Below are 25,511 nucleotides of genomic sequence, written 5' to 3' on the forward strand. Positions count from 1 at the left end.
GTGATAAAAAGTGATCGTTATATACCAATCTATATATCGATCGTTCAAGTCCCGATGCGTAAATTAGTGATCTCGGCTCGGTTTATTGGCGAAAACGCTAATACCTCGGCGGAGAATTCCGACCGTACGTATTGGTATCTCAAGATTGATCGGGGACAATAGCATTCACTTAAGCTAAGGCGCGCAGGAACATGGACTTACACGCACTATTGACATTGTCATTGGGGGATAAACCCTTCGCCAATCCTCGGCGGATAGCTTTGCTACGCCAAGTGGCTAATACTGGGTCTATCAGCCAGGGCGCTAAGTTGGCGGGGATCAGCTATAAGGCCGCGTGGGATGCAATAAACGAGATGAACACCACTATGCCCGAGCCCGTCGTCAGCAGCGAAAAGGGTGGTAAGGGCGGTGGTGGCGCCAAACTGACCGAGTTTGGTGAGCGTTTACTTAAGGTGTATTCCATCACCTCGCAGGTGCAGGAAATGGCCCTGTCAGCGTTGCTGGATGATTCGGTCGATATGCACAGTTTGTTGGATGTGATGGCGCATTTCTCCCTTAAAACCAGTGCCCGCAACCAGTTAACGGGGCGTATCCACAGCATTGAGTCACTCGGTTTGAATGACAGCCTGAAGGTGACATTGGCGGGGGGGCAACAGATCCAAATCTCAGTGACCCATGCCAGTTTTGAGCGTCTGCAGTTAGCCTTGGACCAATCGATTTTATTGTTGTTTAAGGCACCCGCAGTGACGGCCAGTCGTTATGCCTGCCAGAGCATTGGGCAAAACTGCGTCAGTGGGCACTTACTGAGTGTGACTGAACTTGCCGATAAGGCTGAACTAGCCATAGAAATTGGCGGTAAAGAGATTATCTATTCGGTGATGCCATTGGCCGATATTCAAACGCTCAAAGTAGGCGAGCCATGCTTTGCCTGTTTTGATGCCACGCAAGTGATTGTTGCCAGTATGAATTAAAGCATGCAGCAAGGATGCTAGGCATCCCGTGGCAGGCCTTTTTGAATGACCCGAACCAGTCGTTCGGTTTTTCGGTTATTGGCTTGTGAGCCGCCCGCATGTTGCCGCGCTAGGGCCCAATCGATATGTTCTTTCACCATATCATCGATATCCGCTTGGGCTTTACGTTGCTCGAGGGCGGCAATGATTTGTGGCGAACTCGGCGCATTGCCGAGTGCTACGGCGATATTGCGTAGCCAGCGCTGATGACCAATACGGCGAATAGCGCTGCCTTCGGTCTGTTTGAGAAACTCGGCTTCGCTCCAAGCGAATAAGGTAAGCAGTTCTGGCTGCTTGAGCTTAGGCCGAATATGGAAATCACTCTCCAGGGTCAGTGGTGCTTCGCGATTGACCGGGCACACCAACTGACAATCATCACAACCGTAAATGCGATTGCCCATCAAAGGGCGAAACTCTTCTGGAATGGCACCCTGCAATTCGATTGTTAGATAAGAAATACAGCGCCGAGCATCCACGGTATAAGGCTCAACAATGGCGCCTGTCGGGCAGGAGGTGATGCAGGCCACGCAGGTGTGGCAGTCTTCTTGAATCGGAATGTCTACGGGTAAGGGCAGGTTGATCAGCAATTCTCCGAGGAAGAACCAGCTACCGGCATCGTGATTAAGGATAAGTGAGTGCTTACCTGTCCAACCTATGCCAGCTTTTTCGGCGAGTGGACGTTCCAGCACAGGGGCAGAATCGACAAAGGGCCTAAAGTCGGCGGCATCAAACCCCAAGGCGACAAGCTCGCTACTGATTTGATCGCCCAGCTTTTTTAAGCGGGCACGGATGAGTTTGTGGTAATCCCTGCCGCCCGCATAACGCGAGATATAGCCCATATTCGGTGAAGCTAAGTTAGTGGCAAAGCCCGCCTCCGGTGGCAAATAATCCATCCGTGCTGAAATCACTCGAACTGTGCCTGGATGCAATTCATGGGGGCGAGCGCGCATCATGCCATGGGTAGCCATGTAGGCCATTTCTCCGTGATATCCTTTATCTAACCACGCTTCCAACTTAGCTTCTTCCGCGGTTAAATCGGTGTCACAAATCCCTATTTGGGCAAAACCGAGCGCCTTTCCCCAGTTCTTGATTTGCATGGCAAGACGACTAAGTGTTGCTGCGTCGGGAATATTGGCGGGAGAGGTTGCTGTGGTTGACATGGAAGCTGCGTTGAACTTAATAAGATGGCTCTATGATAGCAGTTTTAAGCCGCTACGGACGAGTTTAGTGTTTCGGGGATTTAAGCCAAACAGCAATTGTTACTTTCTTCTGTGCGTAAATTAGATCTATGATTAAGATTAACCTCCCCTTCGGCCTTGCCTATGTTATCCGCCATTTCCAAGTACTGCTATCGATTGTTATTAGGTGTGAGCTTAGGTTATTCAGGGCTAAGCTTTGCGGTAGCCGCTCCAGTGCGTTTAGTCACAGAAGCTTGGCCGCCTATGAGTTTTGAGCAAGATGGTGTACCCACTGGTTTTGGGGTGGAACTGGTGAATATGCTGCAAGCTCGCCTTGGACAGCAAGAAAAAATTGAAGTATTGCCTTGGGCGCGGGCGTATTCGATCGCGAGTACAACGGCAAATGTGCTGCTGTTTGCGACATCTATTAGCGATGAGCGGGAAGCCAATTTTGATTTTATTGGCCCCATCGCGACTAGCAACATTACTCTTTACACCAGAGCGGACGATCCTATCAGCATCAATCACTTGTTAGATGTGAATACGGCGGGAATCGTTGGTGTGTATCGAGAGTCTGTGGGGGCACAACTGTTGCAACAGCAGGGAGTTAATGCCCTCTTAGTGGCAAGTTTTCCACAGCAATCGGCTAAACAGCTGTTGTTTTCGCGGATACGATTCTGGTGTCAGGCTGATCTGGCGGTAAAGCATATACTTGAAGATGTTGGGGCGAAGGAGTCGGCTATTAAACCTGTTTATATTATCGCTGAAATCCATCTTTATCTTGCTTTCTCGAAGGGGACACCTGCCGAGACTGTGCAGCGTTGGCAAGTTGAGTTAGAAAAGCTAAAAGAGTCAGGGGAGTTTGCAAAGGTCTATCAAAAATGGTTTGGCGCACTGCAGCCCCCCCTCGACAATCAGATTTTTTGGCGTAAAAATAATTCAGCTAGCAGGTAAGTTCTGCAGCTTTAACACAGTTTCTTCCGGCATTTTTGGCTTCGTACAGCGCGCTATCTGCCCGTTTCAGTAAACGGGCAAAGCTTTCATCTTGAGGCTTTGTCTCTGGACATAAGGTGGCAACTCCTGCACTGACGGTCAGTTTTAACTCTTCCGGTAAATTAATGGTGCCGTAACGGCTGATTAAGCTTTGTAATTCATGGGCCAGCTCCCAAACGCGTTCAGCGCTGGTATTGGGTAATAAGATCAAAAACTCCTCACCGCCGATCCTGCCGACTTGATTGCGGTCCGCGGCAAATTCTTTGCAGGCCTGGGCTATGGTTAAAAGTGCTTGGTCGCCAATTTCGTGGCCGAAGTTATCGTTGATTTTTTTAAAATGATCGGCATCGAAGATGATGATCGAAAAAGGCATTTGCTGTTTAATCGCTTGCTGAAAATACTGTTCTGCTTGGGCATATATATGCCTGCGATTAGGCAATTGGGTGAGATAATCGGTTAAGGCGATGGTTTGTAGTTGGCGGTTTCTGTGCACTTGCTTATAGGCAAATAGCGACACTATGCCCAAAATACAGCCCGTCAACAGCAGAATGATAAGCTGTAGTGACTTATTTTTTTCGAGCAAGGCTAATTCTTGCTCTTTTAATTTTTGGTTATCAATCAATCGCTTGTTTTCAGATTCGATCCTACTGGTATCAAATTTTACTTTTAATTCCGTTGTCTGGTGAGCCGTGGAGTTGTTATCAACTTTCTTCGTTAGATCAACAAATTGCTGCAGAGTATAGTAGGCTTGCTGTAAGTCCCCCATCGCAGCATAGATATCACTCTTGAGTTGTAACAGTTGAACAAGACCACGGTCATTATGCATGGTCCGAAAAGCATTTTCGGCTGAGGCTAGTTCAGTTAGCGCCTCTGGGTAAAGAGCTTGTTGAAAAAGGATTTTTGCCATAAACAGCTTCATAAAACTATAAGCTCCGGGCTCTTTCTCTGTAATGTCGAGTGCAGCCTCCTTTAAATAGTTTTCCGCTTCCTGTAACCGGTTTAATTGAATAAGACTGTAGGCAATATTCGTTGCATTTATTGCAGCCACAAGCTTGTACTTGTGATCTTTAAAATATTGGTAACTAAAGCGAAAGTTCTCTATTGCTTGCTCATGCTCCCCTATTTCATCTAGGGCGAGTCCAATATCTGAAGTTACACCAGCAACTTGATCCATATTGCCATTTTTTAAATATAACTCTTTGAGTTTTTGATAGTATTTTATTGCGCTTTCAGGGTCGCCATAGCGTCTAAAGCTGGTGGCAATATCGGTCAAGTTTATATTGGCCCAGCCTGTGAGATTTAATGATTCATAAAGCCCTTGGGCGGTGACAAGATCGTCTAATGCCTCTGAAAAGTCACCAATATAGGAGTGTAGTGCTCCACGAAGACTGCGGGCATCGGCAATGAGTTTTATATCTTCATGCGCGTATGCGCTTTTCACGCCTTTATTATAACCTTCCATAGCTCCGCTAATATCACCACTTAGCTGTAAAAACCAAGCATGGCAAAGGGTTATATCGGTAATAAAATGGGCCGAAGCGGTAGATGGAATATGTGAGAGCATTTGCTCGGCATAATTAAGCGCGTTAGTTATTTGGCCTTCATCATCTGAAGGTTGGCTCCAGCACTTGATTTGGTTCAGTTTTTCAATACGTTCTATATCATCACTTGAGATGTACTGCTCTAGTAAAGCAATATTTTTCTCGATGGCTTCACGGGACATTGTCTCGCCGCTATCAAATAATTTGAATATTTGTTCGACCTGTGGCGGCTCTTCAGCTAAAGCTAGGTATGCTTGCCCAGTGAAGAGGAGTAGTGCTATGGCAAAGAATCGTCGGCAATATCGCAAGAGATAGATTTCCTGTTCACTTTGAAACAGATAGCTAACTATTATCCTAACATAAGTTTTTCACTAATTGTTTACATTGTGTATTGGCAATTTTTGCATTCATTCCGCTATCAAGGTATAAACGTCGCCTTGGATCTCACCCAATAAGGAAAACCCTTGAAAAAATTACTCTGTGCCGCACTGTTACTGTTCACGGGAGCGAGTTGGGCAAACTCGGATGATATCGAGACCTCGGGCGATGTGGTTCATTTACTCCTGCCGGCGACGGCTTTGGGCGCGACCCTATTCTATGAAGAGGGTAATGAAGGCTCATGGCAATTACTTAAAGCAGCAGTCTCGAGCCGAGTCATAGTCGAAGGGCTTAAGCTGGGTGTCAATAAGGATAGACCCGATGGCAGTAGTGATGATTCTTTCCCATCCGGACACACCTCGGATAGTTTTATGGCAGCCACGTTTATTCAGCAGCGTTATGGCTGGCAATATGGTCTGCCGGCGTATCTTGCTGCGACTTATGTGGGTTATACCCGAGTCGAGAGCGATAAGCACTATTTAGAAGATGTCCTCGCCGGCGCTGCGATTGGTGCACTGGCGGGTTGGTATTTTACTGAGCCCTATAAAGGGATCACAGTGACACCGTTAGCCCATAATGGGGTTTATGGTTTATATATTAGCGGTCAATTTTAAGTTGTTTATAAAAGAGAGTCATTATGGCTGAAGTATCAGTTGAGTATCGCGAAACTGCCGAGCGCATTTCTTACAATGTTGCCAATAAAGTGTTACCTATGGCGAAATTGCCCGAGAGCCTATTAGCGGCCTATCAAGGTTTATGTGCCGAGCTGTTAGAAGACAGAGAAACTAAATTTAGCCAAGCGTGGGATGCGTTACCCGCCAGTGCGCGTAATTTAATGCCACAGGCTGAATTCCATGGTTTTTATATCGCTAATGCTTGGTTGCAACTCAGCCGTGTTGCACAGGAGATTTCTGAGCAGGCGGATACGGACGAAGCGATTAACGAGAAGGAATACAACGGGATATTTACCCGTTTGGCCGATGAGTCGCTCAAAGAAAGCCTGCGTAAGTTGAAAAAGGCCCGCACCGATCGCTCTATGCTCAATAGCTTTAAACAGGTGATGGCGCCTTAAGCTGTGAGTTTTACCCAATAAAAAGCCCGTCGATTGACGGGCTTTTTATTGGAATAATGTCTGAAATTAGAAAGAAGTACGCTTATAACGGCGGTACTCTGGCTTCCAGAAATTATCTTCGATAGATTGCATCAGCAGCTCATCACTCGCAGGCAAGGATAGTCCTTGTTCAATCGCTACTTTACCGACGGCGAAGGCAATATGCTTACTCACTGAGTGAATATCTTCCAGCTTTGGCAGGAGTGGCCCTGAGCCATTAATGGCTAACGGTGAGCATTCGGCGAGCGCGCGGCTCGATGCCATTAACATCGCATCGGAGACATGGCGGGCACCCGAGGCGAGTACACCTAAACCAATGCCTGGGAAGATAAAGCTGTTGTTACATTGCGCGATTTCATAGGTCTCGCCATCAACAACCACAGGTTCGAACGGGCTACCCGTTGCCACTAAGGCTTGGCCAGACGTCCAGTGCAGAATGTCTTTTGGCGTCGCTTCAACACGGCTGGTGGGGTTTGACAGTGGGAAGATAATTGGGCGTTCGCAGTGGCTATGCATGGCACGAACAATTTCTTCGGTAAACAAACCCGGTGCGCCCGATACGCCAATCAGTACCGTTGGCTTAGCGTTATTGACCACATCGAGCAGTGAAATATTGTCGCTGAAGTTATTCCAGTTGCTGATATCGGCACATTTTTGAGCCAATTTTTGTTGGAATGGCAACAGGTTCGGCATGTTGTCGAGCAGCAGACCCCAACGGTCAACCATGCAGACTTGGCTGCGGGCTTGCTCGTCGCTGATCCCTTCAGACACCATTTGCGCAACGATGGCTTCGGCAATACCGCAGCCCGCGCTACCCGCACCTAAGAAGGCAACTCGTTGTTTGTTAAGTTCAGTGCCCGCGGCTTTACAGGCGGCGAGTAATGAACCCACAGTCACAGCGGCGGTGCCTTGAATGTCATCGTTAAAACAGCAGTAGCGATCCTTATAACGCTCAAGGATTGGCATCGCATTCTTTTGGGCAAAATCTTCGAATTGGATCAGTGTATCTGGCCAACGTACATGCACGGCTTGCATAAAGGCTTCGATAAACTCGGCATACTCTTCGCCGCCAATACGTGGATGGCGCCAACCCATGTACATCGGATCTTCCAGCAACTGTGGATTATCGGTACCTACGTCTAAGGTAATGGGTAGTGTGTATGCGGGGCTGATCCCACCACAGCTGGTGTACAGTGACAATTTACCAATCGGGATCCCCATGCCACCAATACCTTGGTCGCCTAAGCCTAAGATGCGCTCACCGTCGGTCACAACGATGATTTTTACTTTTTGGCGAGTTGAGTTATTGAGGATGTCGTCAATTCTGTCTTTGTTTGGGTAGGAGATGAACAGACCACGGTTACGGCGATAGTTTTTCGAGAAGCGCTCACAGGCCAAACCTACCGTTGGGGTGTAGATAATTGGCATCATTTCGCTGATATGATTTTGCACTAAACGATAAAACAGGGTTTCGTTGGTGTCTTGAATGTTGCGCAGATAAATGTGCTTATCGAGATCGTTATTGAAACTTCTGAACTGATCGTAGGCGCGCGATGCTTGTTCTTCAATAGTTTCAATGGCATAGGGTACTAAGCCTTCGAGGTTAAAGAAAATACGCTCTTCTTCAGAAAATGCACTGCCCTTGTTAATCAATGGCGCTTCAAGAATGGCAGGTCCTGCAAACGGAAGATAGAGGGGGCGTTTATTATCGTCCATGGGTAACCTTTGAGTTATTGTTTAAGTGGTTCGGTACGTGCTTGAGACGTGCTATAGGTCACGTAAGGTTATCACGAAATGTGATCTTTGTTGCCTGTGTCGTGCGCTATTTGTGGCTTTTTTTGCAGCACAGGCAATTCTTACTGTTTAAAACAGAGTTCTGTTAATTGATTGTAAATACATCTGCCAAGCGAAAGCTTGTTTAACGGCGAGATAAAAACAAAAACGCAGCCAAGGCTGCGTTTGTTATTTTAAGCGGAAGAAACATTAGACTCCGCGGTATTTTAGCGATAAGCCACGGATAAAGTTGCGCAGGATCTGATCGCCACAGGCTTTGAAGTTTTTATGGTCCGGGTTGCGGAACAGGGCACTTAATTCAGATTTAGACATTTGCACTTCGGCGAGCGCTAGGGTGGCCACAATATCTTCCTCACGCATTTCGAGGGCAACACGTAATTTTTTGAAGATTAAGTTATTGTTTAATTTTGATACTGGTTTAGGAATTTCAGCACCTTCACGTAGACCACGCTTTTCGATGATTAGACCATCTAAAAACTGACATAGGGTGGTATCGTTACAGGCTTTATAACCTTCTTCCTCTTCTTTGCGCAGTAAGTTAATTATCTCTTCGGTGGAGACTTCTCTACCCACTTTGGCAAAAATCTTAATCATTTTGGCGTTGCTAAAATCGAATACGAAGCGCAAACGGCGCAAAATATCATTGTTTATCATGGTCATCTCTAGGCGCGGCTGCGCAGTCTGGTTTAAGAGCAGATAGTATATACCCAAACAACCTGAAGATGCAGGATTCAGCGGTATTTGTGGTGTTAATCATTAATATCACGCTAGCGTTGAACACCTGCTAGGCCTTTACCCAGTACCAGTAAATAAAAAGTACGGCAAAAATAAGTAAATAACTTAAGCCTATCCAAGAGAGGCATTTCATTTTTGTGCCGTAGCGGTCAGCTTCTGGGAGTTGGCTGCTGGTCATTAGACGATAATTTAACCATGCAAAGACCACTGTGGTCATAAAGGCCAAGATCATCACAAACTCCAGTAATGGCAGCAGTGCGCCCTTAAAAAACAGGATTAATAACAATCCTAACGCACTGACACTGAGCATGATACCTGTCAGGCGTTTATCCGACTGGACTTCGGTGACTGTTGCGCGAATGAGTAGTTGCCAGCCCATGTTTAGGGTCCGGCTATAGCCATCGATGACGGTGACAGTGGTGCTGAAAATACATAAAAATGCCACTATGCCAATTAAATAGCGGCTTTCACCGCCCATGACTTGGCTATATAAGTTGATTAACTGGTTTGCAAATTGGGCACCCGATTCAGAAAAATGTTCGCCGCTGCCATGCATTACCAGGGCGCCCAAGGCCAGAAAGACCACTGCCAGCAGGGCGGTGACGATATAGCCTAAGTTAAAATCGAGCAGAGCTTGTGATGGTGTTACCGGCGAAGTCTTTTGTTTTTCCAGCAACCACAAGGAATTCCATGCGCTGACTTCAATCGGCGCTGGCATCCAGCCCATCATGGCGACTAAAAATCCTACATGGACCCACTGCCAAGGTGAGGGGGATATAAACTGGCTTGCTAGCGGTTTCATATGATCAAATGCCAAGGCGACGGCGATTAATGTGGTGAGTGTCAGGGTAAACATGATGATCTTAGTTAGCCTGTCCAACAATGAATAGTGACCTAAAATCAATAACAACAGTGAGCTTATTAGCACCAACAGCGCCAATACATCAATAGGTAATGGGATAAACTGGGTGAGCATAGCGGCAGTTAACATGCACACACCCGCAGTACTGGCGATAGAGGCTATCACATTGAGGCCTGTGAATAGCCATAGATAACCCCGACCTTGCTTAAGATATCCATGCAGTAAACTTTCGCCCGTGGCGGCGGTGTAACGCGCACCTGCGGCAAAGAAGGGGTATTTCAGCAAATTTACGCCAAGAATGACCCAAGCCAATTGCCAACCAAATTCTGCGCCGGCGCGAGTGGATGATACTAAATGTGAAGCCCCAATCGCGGCGGCGGCCATCAACACTCCCGGTCCCATGGCTTTTATGCCAAGGGCGAGCTGTGCAGTCCAATTGATGGAGAGTGGTTTAACTTCAGAGTTGTCCATGGCGTGGTGCGTACTTCCTTATCGGTGAAAATTTATCTGTTTGATATTAATGCATACATTCTAAATTTGGATCGAATTAACTGTTAAGCATCGTGTTTGGATGCCAGTAAGCCTTCGATACGTTTTAAACTGGCGGTTATTTCGACAAGCTGGCCGAGTAGCGCATTATCGTTTGTAGCTGGTAATGCTTCAGATTGTGGATGCTTGTCACTCAAGCGCTCCTTCTGCTCCAAAATCTGTGCTCTAAAACTAGGGGCATCGACTATGCCCACTAGACTGATTAAGGCACCCGTTCCCGATTGTCCAGCAGTTTCGACTGTGAGTTTATGTAATCCCATTAGGCGCATTATGGGACCTTGGATTAAGGCGATATCGGTGATTTTATCTAAGGGAACGGTATTTTCGGTGCGGGTTAATATGCCTCTACGCACAATAAGTTTTTTGCTGGTGAGACGCGCGCTCATATTGTTGATATAGCGACGCGTCCCCCATAAGCCAAGAGGAAACCAAAGCAATAACAAAGGTATACCTACAATGCTTAGGGTGAAGTAAGCGGCCCCAGCGAGTAACCAATACATGCCTAAGTTGGCTTCAAATTCGGCTTCATGAATCGTTTGTTCTTGCATTTTCGTCCCTATTTTATGCAGTGAGTTGTTAACTATCTTGAGATGTTTGTGCTGAAAAATACATGGTTTTTATTAGTAACAAAAGTTTAACTTTTTTCAGTGGGCCATTGACTTTGTTTCACAACACATTACCTTGAATGTTGTTAATAAAAAGTTGAATTAAAGTAAATTAATTCCAACAATACTAAAGTTAGGGAATGCAAATGAAAAGACCTCAGATTCTACCCAATGCTTGTGCTATCGCGATCGCAATGGCGTTTGCCCCGAATGTTAGCTATGCAGCTGAAAATGGTGCTGATAAAGTTGAACGTATTGAAGTGACGGGTTCTCGTATTAAGCGTACCGATATTGAGGGACCGTCGCCGATACAATCCATCGGCAAAGAAGATATTGCTAACATGGGGTTTGACAACCTGCAGCAGTTACTAGAGCGGATGCCTGCGAACGGTGCAGGTGCTTTCTCTACGCGTGGTAACAGCCAAGACTCGACCGCAAACGGCGGAGCCTCGATCAGTTTACGTGGCTTAGGCCCTGACGCCACTCTGGTATTGATCAACGGTCGTCGTGTCGCGGCAAGTGCTTTTGCTGAAGGTATCACTAACTCCTTCGTCGACATTAACAACATTCCGGTTTCAGCGATTGAGCGAATAGATATTCTGAAAGATGGTGCGTCGGCGATTTACGGTTCCGATGCGATTGCGGGCGTAGTCAACATTGTCTTGAAAAAAGACATCGAAGGGATTGAGGTTAACTTAGGTTACGGCGACACCCCTGGTACGGGTTACGATGAAACCACGGCGAGTGTTGTGTGGGGAACCAAATCCGAAAAGGGCAGTGCATCTATTATTCTTGATTACTTTAAAAACGAAACGCTGTCAGCGACCGATTTAGGCCGTTTTGGCACTGCGGATCAAAGTCCTTATGGTGGTGAGGATTTTCGTTCTTCCCGTGGTTTCCCCGGTTATTTTTATGTTGATGGCGTGAAGACTATCGACCCATCCTGTCCGCCCGATCGCGCAACAGCTAGTGGCAGTTGTCTATTCGACTACGGCCCTTACAACCTAGTGATCCCTGAAGCTGAACGTATCGGGGCTATTGGTCAATTCGATTACCATTTCAATGACGATTTGACTGCTTTCCTCGAGTTAGCGGCGCAACATAACTCCTCTATTGCGGGTGGTGCGCCCACACCTCTGGATGAAGATGCGGCCTTAACTGTACCGGGTACCCACCCTAATAATCCTTGGGGCAAAGATATTGAAATCGGTCGTTTCCGTACTGTGGATGCGGGCGCACGCCGTTGGGATATTGAGTCTGATACCCTGCGTTTAGTTGCTGGATTACGTGGCACTATCAAAACTTGGGATTGGGAAGCCTCGGTACAACGCGGTCGCAGTGAATCGATGCAAACCGGCGATCGTAGCCAAGGTTGGGTCAGAACCGATTATCTACAAGCTGAGATCGATGCAGGCCGCTACAATCCTTTTGGTGGCACGATGAACTCACAGGATGTGATTGATGCCATCACGACTAGCCTTGTCCGCCAAGGTTTATCGAGCATGACTTCATATGCGGCGAACATTTCGGGTCAAGCGTTCACGCTGGCGGACCGCGATATTATGATGGCAGCGGGTGTAGAATACCGTGAAGAAAGCGTGAGCGACGTGCCGGATGAACAGTTCCAACGTGGGCTGATTTTCGGTACCGAAGCGGTTTCTGCGGCGGCCTCTCGTGACCAATACGCGGGTTATGTGGAGTTCTCTATTCCAGTGACGGATAACTTTGAGCTGCAACTTGCGGGTCGTTATGACCACTACAGCGATTTTGGTTCAACCACTAACCCTAAAGTGGCGTTCCAATGGGGGATTACCGATGAGCTGACGAGCCGTGGTTCTTGGTCAACGGGTTTCCGTGCACCTTCATTAGCACAAATCGGTTTAGGCCCATCTCGCGAAAGTAGCTTCTTTATCGATACTTATCGCTGCGCCGCCGATGGTGTGGATTGTGAAGCGCTCGACTACAACACTGAATTCCAAGGTAACTCTGAGTTGGATGCCGAAGAGTCAGAAACATGGAACTTGGGGATGATTTGGGCACCAAGCCAGAAGTTTGATATCGGATTCGATGTTTACAGCATTACTCAAGATAACAAGATCGATAAGCAGCCATTGGGTGATATTTACACCGCAAACTGTAATGATCAAAACAGTACTGTGTGTGAGCGTTTAGCACCGCAAGTGGGTCAAACCTTAGGTCCTATCAGCATTATTCACTCAAGCTTTATCAATTTAAGCTCGCAGGATGTGCAGGGTGTTGACCTGTCAACCCACTATGGTCTTGAGTTAGATAACTTTGGTGATTTGAAGTTTGGTCTAGAGTACAGCTACTTACATAACTTCGAAAAAGACGGTCTCGATTACACTGGCGAGTACAAGTTCCCACAACATCGCTGGTTGCTCACCACGAACTGGACCATGGATAACTTCGCCGCCAACGTAAACCTGAGTTATATCGGTGAGTTTGAAGATACTCCAGATATCGACTTTGACGGCGTGTTAGACTTCGAAACTAACAAGTCTCGTATGGTGGATGCACAGTTATTAGTTGATATGTCAGGCAGTTACCGTTTCAACGAGATGTTTAAGCTGACATTAGGCGTGAACAACGTGTTCGATGAAGAGCCACCATTTGCGATTGGTGACGGCGATACCGACCTCTATGGTTATGTGATTTCTGTACACAACCCTATGGGACGTTATATCTACACCAAGCTGACAATGAACTTCTAACGAGTCATTGGCTGAGTCATTGGAAACGGCGCTTCGGCGCCGTTTTTGTATGTTACTCTGCCGCGACACAGTGTATCTTCGTTCTCGTTAATCAGTCATCACTAAAAGGACGTTAATATGATCACCTTATATGGCATGCCCCGCAGCCGTGCATTACGAGTCGCCTGGGTGCTAGAAGAGTTAGGCGCCGAGTGGGCCTTTTCGTTTGTGGATATGAATAAGGGCGAGCACCGAAGCGCCGCTTTCTTAACGCTCAATCCCTGTGGCAAAGTGCCTGTGTTAACCGATGATAATCTTGTGTTGTCTGAGTCTGCGGCTATTTGCCTGTATCTGGCGGAGAAATTTGGCAAGTTGTTACCTGAAGCGGGAAGTGCGGCATCTGGCCTTCATCATCAATGGGTGAGCTTTATTATTACCGAACTCGAGCAGCCTCTATGGACCCTAGGCAAGCATAAATTCGCGCTGCCGGAAGCGCAGCGTCATCCTTCCATCATGCCCTGCGCTGTGTGGGAGTTTAATAAGGCGGCGGCCTTGGCCGAAGCTATGCTACCCGATAGTGACTTTTTACTCGGCGACACCTTATCGGTTGCCGATATTCTGCTGGCACATACATTGATGTGGGGCACTTTATTTGAGCAGCAGATCCCGCCTAAATTGGCGGCGTATCGCGATAGAATTGCAGCGCGTCCTTCGCGTAAATCGGCGTTGGCCAAAATGGATGCTGTCGCTGCTGCGGCGCAGGCTTAATCTGATTTAGGCATTAAAATCAAAAGGGCAGAAGATTCACTTCTGCCCTTTTGATTAAGTTATTTTGCGTTTATAGCTGAGTCGCCGCCCATTTTGCGCGGCTTTCACGGCTTTCGCTTAATCCATTTTGCTCACGGAATGCCTTGTAGGCTTCGACATCGAGATTGACTAAGCTAACATCCACTTCGAGCACCAGTTTACATTCTTTCTTAATGCGCCATGCAGCGGTGTTGTACAGCTCAGTTAACGGCAGCGAGCTTAAAAATTCAGGATTATATTGGGTGTAAACGGCTTGGGTTGGATACACCACGAAGGCTAGGTGACGTTTAGGCTCTTTCTTAAACAAGGCTTCGATGCCGTCTGTGGTATTCAGTACTTGCATCTCGATAATATCGTCGAGATCTAACAGCTTTTTCTGTGCCAGTTCAGGGGCCTGTGTTTCAGCATTTTCCCACGCTAATACATCGGCTTCGCTGTGATTGGTCAGTTGTCCTACTTGAGCCGCACTGAGGCTGAGTGATTGGCGTAAGTAGCTCATTTCGATGGCGTTCAAGCCAATATTTTTAGACATAATGCGGTTCTCAAGTTGATAAAAATAAAATCTCGGTAAAATCAGTATTTGTTTTTGAGCCAAATATCTTCGACCCATTCCCAGAAGGATTCCCAATAAGTATCGGTAAAGTCACCATTTTGCCAGAAGTGAACTTGGCCATCCTGATCGATACAGTAAAAGTCATCGCCCAATTGGCAGATGGCGATTAAGTCCCTCGGCAAGCCGATTGACCAAGCATAGCAGGTGACTTCGGGTAAATAGGTGTGTGAATAGGGATCGGCTGCAGTCACAGGCTCAATCGCACCATAAATCACATCACTGGCATGGAGTAGGTATTCCTTTAATTCCCGTGGCAGCGGGATCAAAATCTGTTCCTCAACCTCCACTAACTGCTCGAATGTCGGTAACTCGAGTGGCACAGGTACGGTTTCGCTGCGTTCTTGGAGTTGCTCAATAATGTCGTGCATGGAATGTCCTTAAGGGTCGCCTTATGGCGCGGGATTATATAGGGAAACAAGGCTGGATGCGAGGGAAGGGCTGTGAGCTTGTAGTAGGGATAGTTCGGCTTTTGTTTGCGTATTTGCAGCAGTGACGCTTTGGGCTAAGTCTGGTGTGACTCCGTAAAAAAAGCGCTGGCATCTGTTTTCACAAATAGCCAGCGCAACAGTGGAAGTGGTACAGCGTTAAACGGTTAAGCGATTAAACAAACGGGTGATTAAGCAACTGAGTTAGTCAGCAGCAGTCCTTCATCGACGCGTTTGTAGTTAAGCCAAGCTTTGTGATACAGCTTATGGGACTCTTGGCGCCGCTTAGCGATTTGTGCCGTTTCAAACTCACTTAATGCACGTTGCTGTTTTATCGCATTCGCTTCAATCTGCTGAACCTGTTCATAAACCTTGTGTTCTGGGCCGCTTTTAATGTCGGCAATATCCTTAAGGTGTAACTGGACCTCGGCAATCATGCCGCTTTCGGGCAAACGCACCAGTAAGTTAAGGTCGCGATAACCTGAGGCTTTAGGCTCGGCGAAACGGTTTTTCTGTTTCACGACCTGAGCTTGCTCGCTTAAGGCGTAATAGCTTTGCATCAGCTCGGAGATACTGTTACTGACGATGCTAGCGCGGGCAAGGTCGGTGATTTGGCTGGCATCCCCCTTAAATTTGCTGGCGACCTTCTCGGCGGCGCGTTGATAGCTTTTTACGTCGGGCAAAATCACCTGCGCCTGTGTATCCGCAGTGACTCGTTGCAATAAGTTACCTAGCTCATTTTGGGCAATAGGGGCATTTGAATACAGTTTATCTAAACAGCTTAAAGATTGGCGTGGTGTGTCGAAGGTTTGGGTATTTAGTGCATATAGCCCTTGCAGATCATGGCTTTGAGCTTGCCTTGCGCTATAGCTGCTACGTTCGGCTCTGCTGTCATTGATATCTAGAGGATTGGCTACACCGGTGCGGGTCGATAATAAGAGTAGAAAGATAAAAAAGGTACGAAACAACTTATTCATAACGGCCTACTTCCTTATGGGAGTGATACACATCACAGGGATACCATAGGCTGACGTGGCTTAATTAAAGCTGAATCAATGATGAAGACTTGTTCATGTTTGGTTTATACCAATCGTATTAAATATCTGTTCATTCAGCGGGAGTTAAACGGGCTTTAGACAAGGCGAAGGCTTGAAGGCATAGTGGCGCTCTGTCGAAAGCCTTAAACGCAGTATAAAGCACGTTCAACCCCGCCCTGCGGGAGCCTCACAGGCATCTCACTCCCGTGTTACATTGACTTAAAAGGGAATAACCATTTCTGCGTCAATGCGCCTTGGATTGAGATGCCTGTGAGGCTCTGAACTGATTAGATATTTAATGTGATTGGTATTAAGTTCACATTTTTCGCACCTAAAAAAATGGCACCGCTATTGTGAGCGGCGCCATTGCGCTTTCATGATAATGTCGCGTTAACTACAATCTTGAATTAATTTGGCATTACCAAATTTTTACGCGTTTCTCTGGCGCGATATACATTGCATCACCTGGTTTCACATCATAGGTGGTGTAAAACTCTGGCATGTTAGACAGTGCACCCAGTGCGCGGAATTCCGCTGGTGAGTGTGGATCTGTCGCTACGCGGTTACGCAGAGCTTCTTCTTTGGCTTTTGCACGCCAAATTTGGGTGAAGCCGATGAAGAAACGTTGGTCGCCAGTCAGACCATCGATAACTGGGGCTTCTTTACCATTGAGTGACTTTTTGTACGCGCGGTAAGCAATCGTCACGCCTGATAAGTCACCAATGTTTTCGCCTAAGGTCAGGCTGCCGTTCACGTGCAGATCGTCAAACACATAGTAACCATCGTATTGTGCAATCAGCGCCTTACCACGGGCAGAGAATTCTTCTAAGTCTTTCGCTGTCCACCAGTCACGCATATTACCATCGCCATCGAACTTAGCACCTTGGTCGTCGAAACCATGGCCCATTTCGTGACCAATTACTGCACCGATACCACCGTAGTTAACGGCGTCATCCGCTTCCATGTTGAAGAATGGTGGTTGCAGAATTGCAGCAGGGAACACGATTTCGTTCATGGTTGGGTTGTAGTAGGCGTTAACCGTTTGTGGGGTCATATGCCACTCGTCTTTATCGATTGGTGCGCCTAACTTAGCCAGTGACTTAGCGTGCTCAACTTCGCTTGCGCGTACCGCGTTACCCATCAAATCATCGGCTTTGATGGTCAGCTTGCTGTAATCTTCCCACTTGTTTGGATAACCAATTTTCGGGTTGAATTTTGCTAGTTTTTCGGCCGCAGCTTGTTTAGTCGTATCGCTCATCCAAGTCAGATCTTTGATGCTGTCGCCGTAGGCGCCGCGTAGGTTTTCAACCAGTGCTTGCATACGCTCTTTAGCTTCAGGTGCGAAGTGACGCTTCACGTAGACTTTACCAACCACTTCACCTAATACGCCGTTAACTGCGGCAACACCGCGCTTCCAACGTGGCTCTTGTTCTTCTTGACCGTTAAGGATTTTAGAGAAGAAGGCAAAGTTTTCGTTGTCGAAGTCTTCGCTCAAGTTGCTCGCTGCGTGGGTCAGCACTTGCCATTGCATGTAGGTTTTCCAAGTTGCTAGATCGGTCGTTTTGAGGACTTCGTTCAGGCCTTGGATATAGCTTGGTTGGTTAACGATAATATCGGTTTGTTTGTCAGCACCTAATGCCGCTAAGTAGCCTGTCCAGTCGATATCTGGCGCTAAGCTTGGCAGATCTTTAACTTGATACAGGTTATAGGATTTAGTGCTATCGCGGGTTTCAACCACATCCCAATGTTTAGCGGCAATGGCGGTTTCAAGTGCGAGGATAGATTCTGCACTGGCTTTGGGATTGGCAAGACCTGCTAGCGTGAACATTTTTTCGATATGAGCAAGGTAAGCTTTACGAATATTAACGAAACGCTCTGACTCGTTAAAGTAGTAGTCTTTTTCTGGCAGGCTTAGGCCGTATTGATACAGGTGAGTCGCGTAACGGCTAGAGTTTTTTGCATCGATATCGATGTAGAAAGCCATTGGTGTGCCTGCGCCCATGATCTGGCTATGGGCGAAGTATTTAACCAGTTCGTTTTTATCTTTTAAGGCGTTGATGGCATCAAACTCGCCTTTGAGTGGCGTTACACCTAGTTTGTTTAATGTGGCAGTGTCCATAAATGAACGATAAAGATCGGCCACTTTTTGCTCGTCAGTGCCTTCGGCCAGGTTTGGCGTAGCTGCGACTTCTTCGATAATCGCTTTGACATCGTCACGGGATTTTTCACGCAGATCGTAGAAGGCTCCAATGCTAGTGCGATCGGCTGGAATTTCAGATTTTTTTAGCCAAGTACCGTTAACATATTTATAGAAATCGTCCTGTGGACGTACTGATTTATCAAAGTTTTCAAATTCGATACCAGAACCCAATGCTTTAGTGACAGCGGCAGCTGTGGCGGTTTTAGCGGTTTCGGGCGCGCTAACTTGTGCTGGTTTGTCATTACAGGCAGTAAGGCCCGCGATAAGTGAGGCACACAGTCCCCCAATGAGTACTTTTCTCATGTCGTTTCCTTCGAGTTTGTTATTGTGCCCATATCTGGGGCTATTTGGGTTCTAAATGGGATTGCTTCAGGCGCAATGCAACGTATGTTAATGCTTTAGTGGGAATCGAAACAAGGTGATTACACTTTTAAAGATGGATTTATTATCTGGCAGTTGTAACTAAAAATTACCATAACTTAAATTGACCTAAAAAGCAGCAAACATACCGTATGCAAGCATTACCGAGTTAGTATGTACTTATTTTATTTACGCCGACGCACTGATGTCGTTTTAGTTTAGGCTTTGTCCTTTTATTGATTGGGCTCATAATACGTCAGTTTTCATTTATTGAAGTTGAGTCATCAAGTGCGTTTAGACAAATTTATCTGTGAAAGTACCTCACTTACACGTTCCCTAGCTAAAAAAGCCTTACACCGTGGTGAGATTACCTGTGACGGCGTTGTGGTCAAAGACTCAGGCTTTAAAGTGCTTGAGGGGATGCAAGTATGCCTCGACGGCGAGCCTATTTCCCTCGTTGGTGAGCGTTATCTTATGCTCAATAAACCCGTTGATACGATTTGCTCGACCATAGATGAAGCCTATCCATCGGTACTGAGTTTGCTGGATATCGAAAAGCCTGAAACATTACACATTGCTGGCCGTTTAGATGCCGATACGACAGGCTTGGTGCTTATCACCAGTGATGGCCAGTGGTCGCACCGGATCACTTCGCCCAAAAAAGACTGTGGCAAGCGTTACTTAGTGACGTTAGCCGAGCCTGTGGATGAGAGTCTGATTGGCGTCTTTGCCGCTGGAGTGGAGCTTAGAAACGAGGACGGCCTGACAAAACCCGCGGTGCTTGAAATCATTGAGCCACAGTTGGTGCGTTTAACCATTACCGAGGGTAAGTATCATCAAGTAAAGCGGATGTTTGCCGCGGTGGGCAACCATGTGGTTGGCTTGCATCGTGAAAGTATTGGTAGAATTGAATTAGATTCCGAACTTGCCCTAGGCGAATGGCGCTATCTGACGAGCGAAGAAATCGCTTCGATTTAACACCGTTTGGCTAAAAAAATGCCGCTCCTGATGAGCGGCATTTTTATTGCTATTTTTATCGCTAATTCGTGTTTTCTGATAAGGCTATTGTTTTTTCAGGATCAGATTACCGCTAATAGTGTCCATCTTCACACTGGCGCTACCAGCACCCGTTTGGAAGCTTAAGGATTCATTCGGCACGTATTTTTGTCTTTGTGGCACATCTTGGCTCAAGCTGTTTTTGATTTTGCCGCCTGGGCCGCCATTGAGCTCGAAGCTGGCATCGGGCACATCGGCAAAGCTTAAAGTCATATCGCCACTGACACTTTCAAGATTGGCTTTATTAAAGGCTTTGGCTAGCGACACTTGGGCGTCGCCGCTAACGGTACGTACATTAACTTCTTTAGCGGTTTTAAAGTCGCCATTAATTTCGCCTGAAACCTGCTCGACGTTGACTTTGTCGGCTAAGGTTTGGCTGCTGAGATCGCCACTGACTAAGCGGTATTTTATTTCGCCTTTGCTTTCAGAATCTTTAATCTCGCCAGAAACTGTATCTAACATCACTTTACCTGTTAATCCTTTGGTGGTGATATCGCCTGAGACAGTGTGTAACGTCGGATTACCCCCTAAATTATCGGCGCTGATATTGCCACTAATGGTATTGAGTTCAAGCTCGCCTTGAGTCTGGCTGATTTGTAGATTAGCTGAAATCGTATCGGCATTGAGCTTAACGGTTTTAGGTACTTTAATGGTGAGCTTTGAGCCATTGTTGTCACTGCCGTTATAGTGGCGTGGCATTTTATCTTCGATATTCAGATTGTTACCTTTCTGCTCAAAGACAAAACCTTCGCTTAGCTCATCCAAAGTGCCGGTCACGCTGACTTCATTTTTATCCCAGCTTTGAATTTGCACGCTGCCCCGTTGGATTTTGATTTGCAGCAGAGTATCGCTGCTAATGGGTAACTGCTTATCCACACTTTCAGCGGCGAACACGCTGCCCATAAGGCCAAGGTAAAGTGTTGACACTAATAGACTGGTTTTCGTGAGGGTAAAATGGCTCATATGCTATTTCCTTGTGTTGAGTTTTGAATCGGAAGTTTTTGGCCTTGTTGTAGCAAATCGAGTTCACGTTGTTGCACCCAAAGCCAGAGTTGCCAAAGTTGTTTGTCGGTGGGATTAGCCTGTAATGCTTGATAAATCTGTTCGCCTGCACGACGTAATTCCGCTAAGCCTTGCTCTAACGGGGCGCTAAAGCGGCTCGTTTGCCAAGCGACTACCGTTGGGGTCTGTGCGAGGCTCGTCACCTGGGCTTGATGTGTCTGGGCTATTTGGCTTAGCAAAGCTTGCAGCACTTGCTCATCATCCGCAGCTTGGCTGGCGATTTGTTCTGGGAGCGAGGTTTTTACCGGAGCTTGAGTGTAGAACCCGAAGAACACCGCCAGCACTATAGTTGCGGCAATCGCCCATTGCGCACCTTGTAGTCGCGGCGCTTGGCGACTCGCTGGTTGCGACGCTAATGGCTTATCCATACGTTTTTCGATGCCTTGCCAAAGATCCCGTTCGGGCGTTAGTGTTTTGGGAGCATCATCAATCAACTGCTGGAGCTTGGCCTCGCGAGCATTATTAGATAAGGACATTACAGCATCTCCTGTAGTAATTGCTTGGCTCTGTGGTACTGGGTCTTACTGGTTCCCACGGCAATACCAAGTAATTGTGCAATTTCTTCATGTTGATAGCCTTCAATCGCGCAGAGTACAAACACGATACGCGCCCGCTCTGGCAGTTTTAGGATCAACTTGTCTAACCCTTGATAATGTTCATCGGCGCTTGAATGTTCATCGTCACTCTCCATTGGGATAAAACGTGCCCAAAACGACTTTTGCTTACGGATAAAGCTCAGTGCCTGATTCACGCAAATGCTGTGTAACCAAGTGGAGAACTGACTCTCTCCCCTAAATTGCGGCAATTTCTGCCACACCAAAATAAAGCACTCTTGGGTGATTTCTTCTGCCTGCGAGGCTTGGCCAGATAACCGCAGTGATAGGGCATATATCCTTGGATGATGGTGTAAATACAGCTGCTTAAATGCGGCTCTATTACCTTGGCTAGCCAAGGTGATGAGGTCAAATTCTGACATTGCATTGTTGAGTGGGAGTCTCCCTGCCGTCACAGCCTTTTCCTGTCATCTGAGTGAATGTTTATAGATTGGACGCTCTGAAAAGCACAAAAGGTTTGTATCTGATAAAAATAAATTTTTTATCAGTTCATTTAGCATCACTTGTTCGAGTTTTATAGTAAAATTAGTGGCAAAAATTTAGAGTTAAGTTTATGAACTTACAGGTTTTATACCAGTTGGTATTCTGAATCATAACTCTATGAAAGTAAAATCACAGATTATACTTTCATAGTTGCCACTATACTTGGCTGTCAATGTAAATCGAAAAATGGAGAAAGTTCCGAAGCGGATAAAACAATAAATGAAAGATGAACTTTTTATGTCAAGGCTATATTTACTGTAAAAGACGTGACTCCCAACTATCTTTTTAAGAGATGTTATTTATTAGGGGCTTTTTATGTTAATCCGCTCGAAATTGTTACTCAGTGCTGCCGTATCTGTAACGGCCGTGATAGCCATGTTTGGATTGCAGCTTTATACAAATTCAGTTGAGTCGGAACTCTCCCACGCGGCGCAAAACGTGCTCGAACTTGAGCGTGACGTGTTGTTACTGCGTAAAAATGAAAAGGACTTTTTTGGCCGTAAAGATATTCAATATGTTGAAAAACATAAACAAGTTCATGCCTCAATTGATGACATGATTCCTAAGCTTGAAAAAATCTTTAAAAAATACGATGTACCTATTACTTCCCTCGAAAGTTTTGACCGCAATTTAAATCAATATCAACAGGCCTTTAATGAGGTTGTTCAACTGCAACAAGAAATTGGCTTAACACCCAAAACAGGTCTCTATGGCACCTTAAGAACTGCGGTGCACAATGTGGAATCCATGCTGAAGGAATACGATCAACTTTCTTTGCAAGTTGCCATGTTGCAGCTTAGACGCAATGAAAAAGATTTTATGTTGCGCCGCGAAATGAGCTATGTCGAGACCTTCGATGCCAATATTGCTTTGTTTAATAGCAGCTTAAGGGCATCAAGTTTAGATATTGATGCGCAAAATAAAATTGTTGCATTGATCGAACAATATCAAAAAGACTTTAAAAGCCTCGTTAGTAAAGAGCAGCAACTGGGTTTAGATGAAAAACAGGGCACGATGGCACAGTTAATCGCCGCGAATAAATTAACAGAATCTAGCGCCGATGAGCTGCATAAACTTGCTCTCAAATCTATCGAAGATACAGAAAAGAGCAGCAGGAATATTGGAATCGCTGTCTTTCTGATGATTGCATTAATCCTCGGCATAATTACTTACTTAATAATCCGTAGCATTATTAATCCCGTTGCGCGCATTACACAGGTTATTTCACGCATCGAAGTGAGTAAAAACTTAACCCTAAGATGCGATGCATCAACGCAAGATGAGTTAGGCGAAATTGCACAGCATTTCAATAGCATGGTGGTTAGTTTCCAGCAGCTTATCGAGCAGGTTATTGAGTCTGTCTCTACTATTAACACCTCAAGTAAGAGTGTCTCAGAGAATGCCATGCTTGCTTCTGAAGGTGTTGCGCAGCAACTTAACGAAACCGATATGGTGGCTACCGCGATTACCGAAATGGGCGCCACCATTGATGAAATCGCTAAAACGACCGAGCTTGCGGCACTCAAAGCGGGTAAAACCCATGATAACGCTCAGTTGGGGCAAACTGAGGTAGAGCAGACGATTCTTAAAATTAGACAGTTATCTGAGCAAATTAATACGAGTGCTTCAGTAGTGGACGAGCTTGAGCGCGATAGCGAAACCATTGGCAGTGTGCTTGATGTGATCCGCGGCATTGCTGAGCAAACCAACTTACTCGCATTGAATGCTGCGATTGAAGCGGCGCGTGCTGGAGAGCAGGGGCGTGGATTTGCTGTTGTGGCTGATGAGGTGCGTAGTCTAGCGATGCGAACTCAGACATCGACACAGGAGATTGCTAATATTATTCAAACCTTGCAAAGCCGAACCCGTTCTATTGTGCAATTAATGGATGCGAGCCAAAAACAAGGTGCAGAGAGTGCTGAGCAGGCCGCAGCAGCGGGGGAATTACTAAAGCTTATCAATAATGACGTTCGAAACATTATGGATATGAGTACGCAGATTGCTGCTGCAATTGAAGAGCAAAGTATGGTGGCTGCTGAAGTGAATAAGAATGTTGTGGTCATCCGCGATATTGCGGAGCAATCTTCCCATGCAGCCGATGCTAATGCTTCGGCATCGGACGAGTTAAGAACCCGAGCCGAGTATTTGGTGAGTGCTGTGAGCCATTTTAAGATCTAAACGATTATGCTTGAGACGCACCTTGGGGGGCGTTTCTATAGTATTTTGAGGCGCGTTTGTGGATGGATAAGGCAGAAGTCGATTCAATCCTAAAATGTAAAATAAGACCAAAGCTAAAACGCGCAAACAAAAAACGCACCTTGAGGTGCGTTTTTTTATGCAAGTGCCGTAAGATTAGTGGCTGAACATTGCAGAGATAGACTCTTCGTTGCTTACACGGCGAATGGCTTCCGCCAATACCGCCGACATCGTCAGTTGAGTCACTTTCGCCACTTTCAGCATTTCAGGGCTTAAAGGTACGGTATCTGTGACGATCACTTCATCGATCACTGAGTTGGTGATATTTTCAGCCGCTTTACCAGAGAACACTGGGTGAGTTGCGTAAGCAAATACGCGGTTTGCACCATGTTCTTTCAAGGCTTCAGCTGCTTTACACAGAGTGCCGCCTGTGTCGATCATATCGTCAACGATAATGCAGTCACGGCCTTGAACATCGCCGATAATGTGCATGACTTGTGCAACGTTTGCCTGTGGACGACGTTTATCGATAATGGCCAAATCAGAATCATCTAACAGTTTTGCCACTGCGCGAGCACGAACCACGCCACCGATGTCAGGAGAGACAACCACAGGGTTATCTAACTTCTTCGCAACCATGTCTTCTAATAGCACTGGGCTACCAAATACGTTATCAACAGGAACGTCGAAGAAGCCTTGGATCTGCTCAGCGTGTAAATCACAGGTCAAAACGCGGTCAACACCGACGCTAGACAGGAAGTCAGCAACCACTTTTGCCGTAATAGGTACACGTGCGCTGCGGACGCGACGGTCTTGACGAGCATAACCAAAGTAAGGAATAACAGCAGTGATACGACCAGCAGATGCACGGCGTAGCGCATCAACCATCACGATCAGTTCCATGAGGTTATCGTTAGTCGGCGCGCAGGTGGATTGGATGATAAACACATCGGCACCACGTACATTTTCGTTGATTTGGACACTGATTTCACCATCGCTGAAACGACCAACCACTGCGTCTCCGAGTTTACAAAATAGACGATCGGCTATCTTCTTAGCGAGACTGGGGGTGGCATTCCCAGCAAAGAGCTTGATGTCGGGCACTGTATGAACCTCAGGCGTTTGCTTTATATTTTAGTGGCTAGAGCAACGACGATGCGGGGACGGGAGCGGACCCGTGGGCTATCGTGA

General features: G+C 46.5%; 22 protein-coding genes. 8 read left to right on the forward strand and 14 right to left on the reverse strand.

All coding sequences use genetic code 11. The features are described from left to right. Nucleotides 1-191 precede the first annotated feature (191 nt). On the forward strand, nucleotides 192-971 hold the full coding sequence (locus IEY09_RS00690) for a TOBE domain-containing protein (RefSeq protein WP_140906579.1): 780 nt from the start codon (nucleotides 192-194) through the stop codon (nucleotides 969-971). Between the two features lie 17 nt (nucleotides 972-988). Here IEY09_RS00690 and queG read toward each other — a convergent pair whose 3' ends face one another. Then, entirely contained in the window at nucleotides 989-2,170 is a 1,182-nt protein-coding gene (queG, locus tag IEY09_RS00695) for a tRNA epoxyqueuosine(34) reductase QueG (protein WP_037422189.1), read from the reverse strand. Between the two features lie 162 nt (nucleotides 2,171-2,332). Here queG and IEY09_RS00700 point away from each other — a divergent pair, with 162 nt between their 5' ends. Then, entirely contained in the window at nucleotides 2,333-3,142 is an 810-nt protein-coding gene (locus tag IEY09_RS00700) for a substrate-binding periplasmic protein (RefSeq protein WP_037422191.1), read from the forward strand. On the opposite strand, the gene IEY09_RS00705 is transcribed toward IEY09_RS00700, so the two are convergent. Beyond that, nucleotides 3,132-5,072, reverse strand: a complete 1,941-nt coding sequence (locus IEY09_RS00705; protein WP_051714211.1) for a GGDEF domain-containing protein — start codon at nucleotides 5,070-5,072, stop codon at nucleotides 3,132-3,134. The genes IEY09_RS00700 and IEY09_RS00705 overlap by 11 nt on opposite strands. Nucleotides 5,073-5,186: 114 nt before the next feature. On the opposite strand from IEY09_RS00705, the gene IEY09_RS00710 reads away from it, so the two are divergent. Both IEY09_RS00710 and IEY09_RS00715 read left to right on the forward strand, forming a co-directional pair. Beyond that, complete coding sequence (locus tag IEY09_RS00710; RefSeq protein ID WP_037422195.1) at nucleotides 5,187-5,714, forward strand: phosphatase PAP2 family protein; 528 nt, start codon at nucleotides 5,187-5,189, stop codon at nucleotides 5,712-5,714. A 23-nt stretch (nucleotides 5,715-5,737) separates the two neighbouring features. Continuing rightward, a complete protein-coding gene (locus IEY09_RS00715; RefSeq protein WP_037422197.1) occupies nucleotides 5,738-6,172 on the forward strand; it encodes a DUF3069 domain-containing protein in 435 nt (144 codons plus the stop codon). Nucleotides 6,173-6,238: 66 nt separating this feature from the next. Here IEY09_RS00715 and IEY09_RS00720 read toward each other — a convergent pair whose 3' ends face one another. From IEY09_RS00720 to IEY09_RS00735, 4 genes are all read right to left on the reverse strand, one after another. Next, nucleotides 6,239-7,927: an NAD-dependent malic enzyme gene (locus IEY09_RS00720; RefSeq protein ID WP_023268525.1), complete on the reverse strand. Its 1,689-nt coding sequence runs from the start codon at nucleotides 7,925-7,927 to the stop codon at nucleotides 6,239-6,241. 267 nt (nucleotides 7,928-8,194) lie between these two features. Beyond that, nucleotides 8,195-8,659 (reverse strand): YehS family protein, encoded by a 465-nt coding sequence (locus tag IEY09_RS00725; RefSeq protein WP_055647712.1) that lies wholly within the window; start codon nucleotides 8,657-8,659, stop codon nucleotides 8,195-8,197. A 130-nt stretch (nucleotides 8,660-8,789) separates the two neighbouring features. Next, the gene (locus IEY09_RS00730; RefSeq protein WP_188869437.1) at nucleotides 8,790-10,073 is read right to left on the reverse strand and encodes an Nramp family divalent metal transporter; all 1,284 of its coding nucleotides are present in this window, start codon (nucleotides 10,071-10,073) and stop codon (nucleotides 8,790-8,792) included. An 83-nt stretch (nucleotides 10,074-10,156) separates the two neighbouring features. Beyond that, nucleotides 10,157-10,699, reverse strand: a complete 543-nt coding sequence (locus IEY09_RS00735) for a PH domain-containing protein (RefSeq protein ID WP_047539409.1) — start codon at nucleotides 10,697-10,699, stop codon at nucleotides 10,157-10,159. 203 nt (nucleotides 10,700-10,902) lie between these two features. Between IEY09_RS00735 and IEY09_RS00740 the strand changes: the two genes are divergently transcribed. Both IEY09_RS00740 and IEY09_RS00745 read left to right on the forward strand, forming a co-directional pair. Beyond that, the gene (locus IEY09_RS00740) at nucleotides 10,903-13,488 is read left to right on the forward strand and encodes a TonB-dependent receptor plug domain-containing protein (RefSeq protein ID WP_037422221.1); all 2,586 of its coding nucleotides are present in this window, start codon (nucleotides 10,903-10,905) and stop codon (nucleotides 13,486-13,488) included. A 117-nt stretch (nucleotides 13,489-13,605) separates the two neighbouring features. Further along, entirely contained in the window at nucleotides 13,606-14,235 is a 630-nt protein-coding gene (locus tag IEY09_RS00745) for a glutathione S-transferase family protein (RefSeq protein ID WP_144374929.1), read from the forward strand. Nucleotides 14,236-14,305: 70 nt separating this feature from the next. Here IEY09_RS00745 and IEY09_RS00750 read toward each other — a convergent pair whose 3' ends face one another. The 4 genes from IEY09_RS00750 to IEY09_RS00765 form a co-directional block, all read right to left on the reverse strand. Then, nucleotides 14,306-14,806 (reverse strand): DUF4447 family protein, encoded by a 501-nt coding sequence (locus IEY09_RS00750; RefSeq protein WP_011623924.1) that lies wholly within the window; start codon nucleotides 14,804-14,806, stop codon nucleotides 14,306-14,308. A gap of 41 nt (nucleotides 14,807-14,847) precedes the next feature. Further along, entirely contained in the window at nucleotides 14,848-15,255 is a 408-nt protein-coding gene (locus tag IEY09_RS00755) for an SMI1/KNR4 family protein (RefSeq protein WP_011623923.1), read from the reverse strand. Between the two features lie 248 nt (nucleotides 15,256-15,503). Beyond that, nucleotides 15,504-16,289, reverse strand: coding sequence for a RelA/SpoT domain-containing protein (locus tag IEY09_RS00760; protein ID WP_188869439.1), 786 nt, complete (start codon nucleotides 16,287-16,289; stop codon nucleotides 15,504-15,506). 478 nt (nucleotides 16,290-16,767) lie between these two features. Beyond that, nucleotides 16,768-18,852 (reverse strand): M13 family metallopeptidase, encoded by a 2,085-nt coding sequence (locus tag IEY09_RS00765; protein ID WP_169547137.1) that lies wholly within the window; start codon nucleotides 18,850-18,852, stop codon nucleotides 16,768-16,770. 345 nt (nucleotides 18,853-19,197) lie between these two features. On the opposite strand from IEY09_RS00765, the gene rsuA reads away from it, so the two are divergent. Continuing rightward, on the forward strand, nucleotides 19,198-19,887 hold the full coding sequence (gene rsuA, locus IEY09_RS00770; protein WP_037427857.1) for a 16S rRNA pseudouridine(516) synthase RsuA: 690 nt from the start codon (nucleotides 19,198-19,200) through the stop codon (nucleotides 19,885-19,887). Between the two features lie 84 nt (nucleotides 19,888-19,971). Here rsuA and IEY09_RS00775 read toward each other — a convergent pair whose 3' ends face one another. The 3 genes from IEY09_RS00775 to IEY09_RS00785 are packed head-to-tail and all read right to left on the reverse strand — an operon-like array spanning nucleotide 19,972 to nucleotide 22,036. After that, on the reverse strand, nucleotides 19,972-20,928 hold the full coding sequence (locus IEY09_RS00775) for a DUF4097 family beta strand repeat-containing protein (protein ID WP_188869441.1): 957 nt from the start codon (nucleotides 20,926-20,928) through the stop codon (nucleotides 19,972-19,974). Beyond that, on the reverse strand, nucleotides 20,925-21,503 hold the full coding sequence (locus IEY09_RS00780; protein ID WP_037427854.1) for an anti-sigma factor: 579 nt from the start codon (nucleotides 21,501-21,503) through the stop codon (nucleotides 20,925-20,927). Before IEY09_RS00780 ends, IEY09_RS00775 begins: the two co-directional genes overlap by 4 nt. Further along, a complete protein-coding gene (locus tag IEY09_RS00785) occupies nucleotides 21,503-22,036 on the reverse strand; it encodes an RNA polymerase sigma factor (RefSeq protein ID WP_037422238.1) in 534 nt (177 codons plus the stop codon). The genes IEY09_RS00780 and IEY09_RS00785 overlap by 1 nt, the downstream gene beginning before the upstream one ends. Before the next feature lie 403 nt (nucleotides 22,037-22,439). Between IEY09_RS00785 and IEY09_RS00790 the strand changes: the two genes are divergently transcribed. After that, nucleotides 22,440-24,302, forward strand: coding sequence for a methyl-accepting chemotaxis protein (locus IEY09_RS00790; RefSeq protein WP_037427852.1), 1,863 nt, complete (start codon nucleotides 22,440-22,442; stop codon nucleotides 24,300-24,302). 174 nt (nucleotides 24,303-24,476) lie between these two features. Here the strand turns inward: IEY09_RS00790 and IEY09_RS00795 are convergent, their stop codons facing one another. Then, the gene (locus IEY09_RS00795) at nucleotides 24,477-25,424 is read right to left on the reverse strand and encodes a ribose-phosphate pyrophosphokinase (RefSeq protein WP_037422243.1); all 948 of its coding nucleotides are present in this window, start codon (nucleotides 25,422-25,424) and stop codon (nucleotides 24,477-24,479) included. Nucleotides 25,425-25,511 lie beyond the last annotated feature (87 nt).

Source organism: Shewanella xiamenensis (genome assembly GCF_014647135.1).
Classification (GTDB): domain Bacteria; phylum Pseudomonadota; class Gammaproteobacteria; order Enterobacterales; family Shewanellaceae; genus Shewanella; species Shewanella xiamenensis.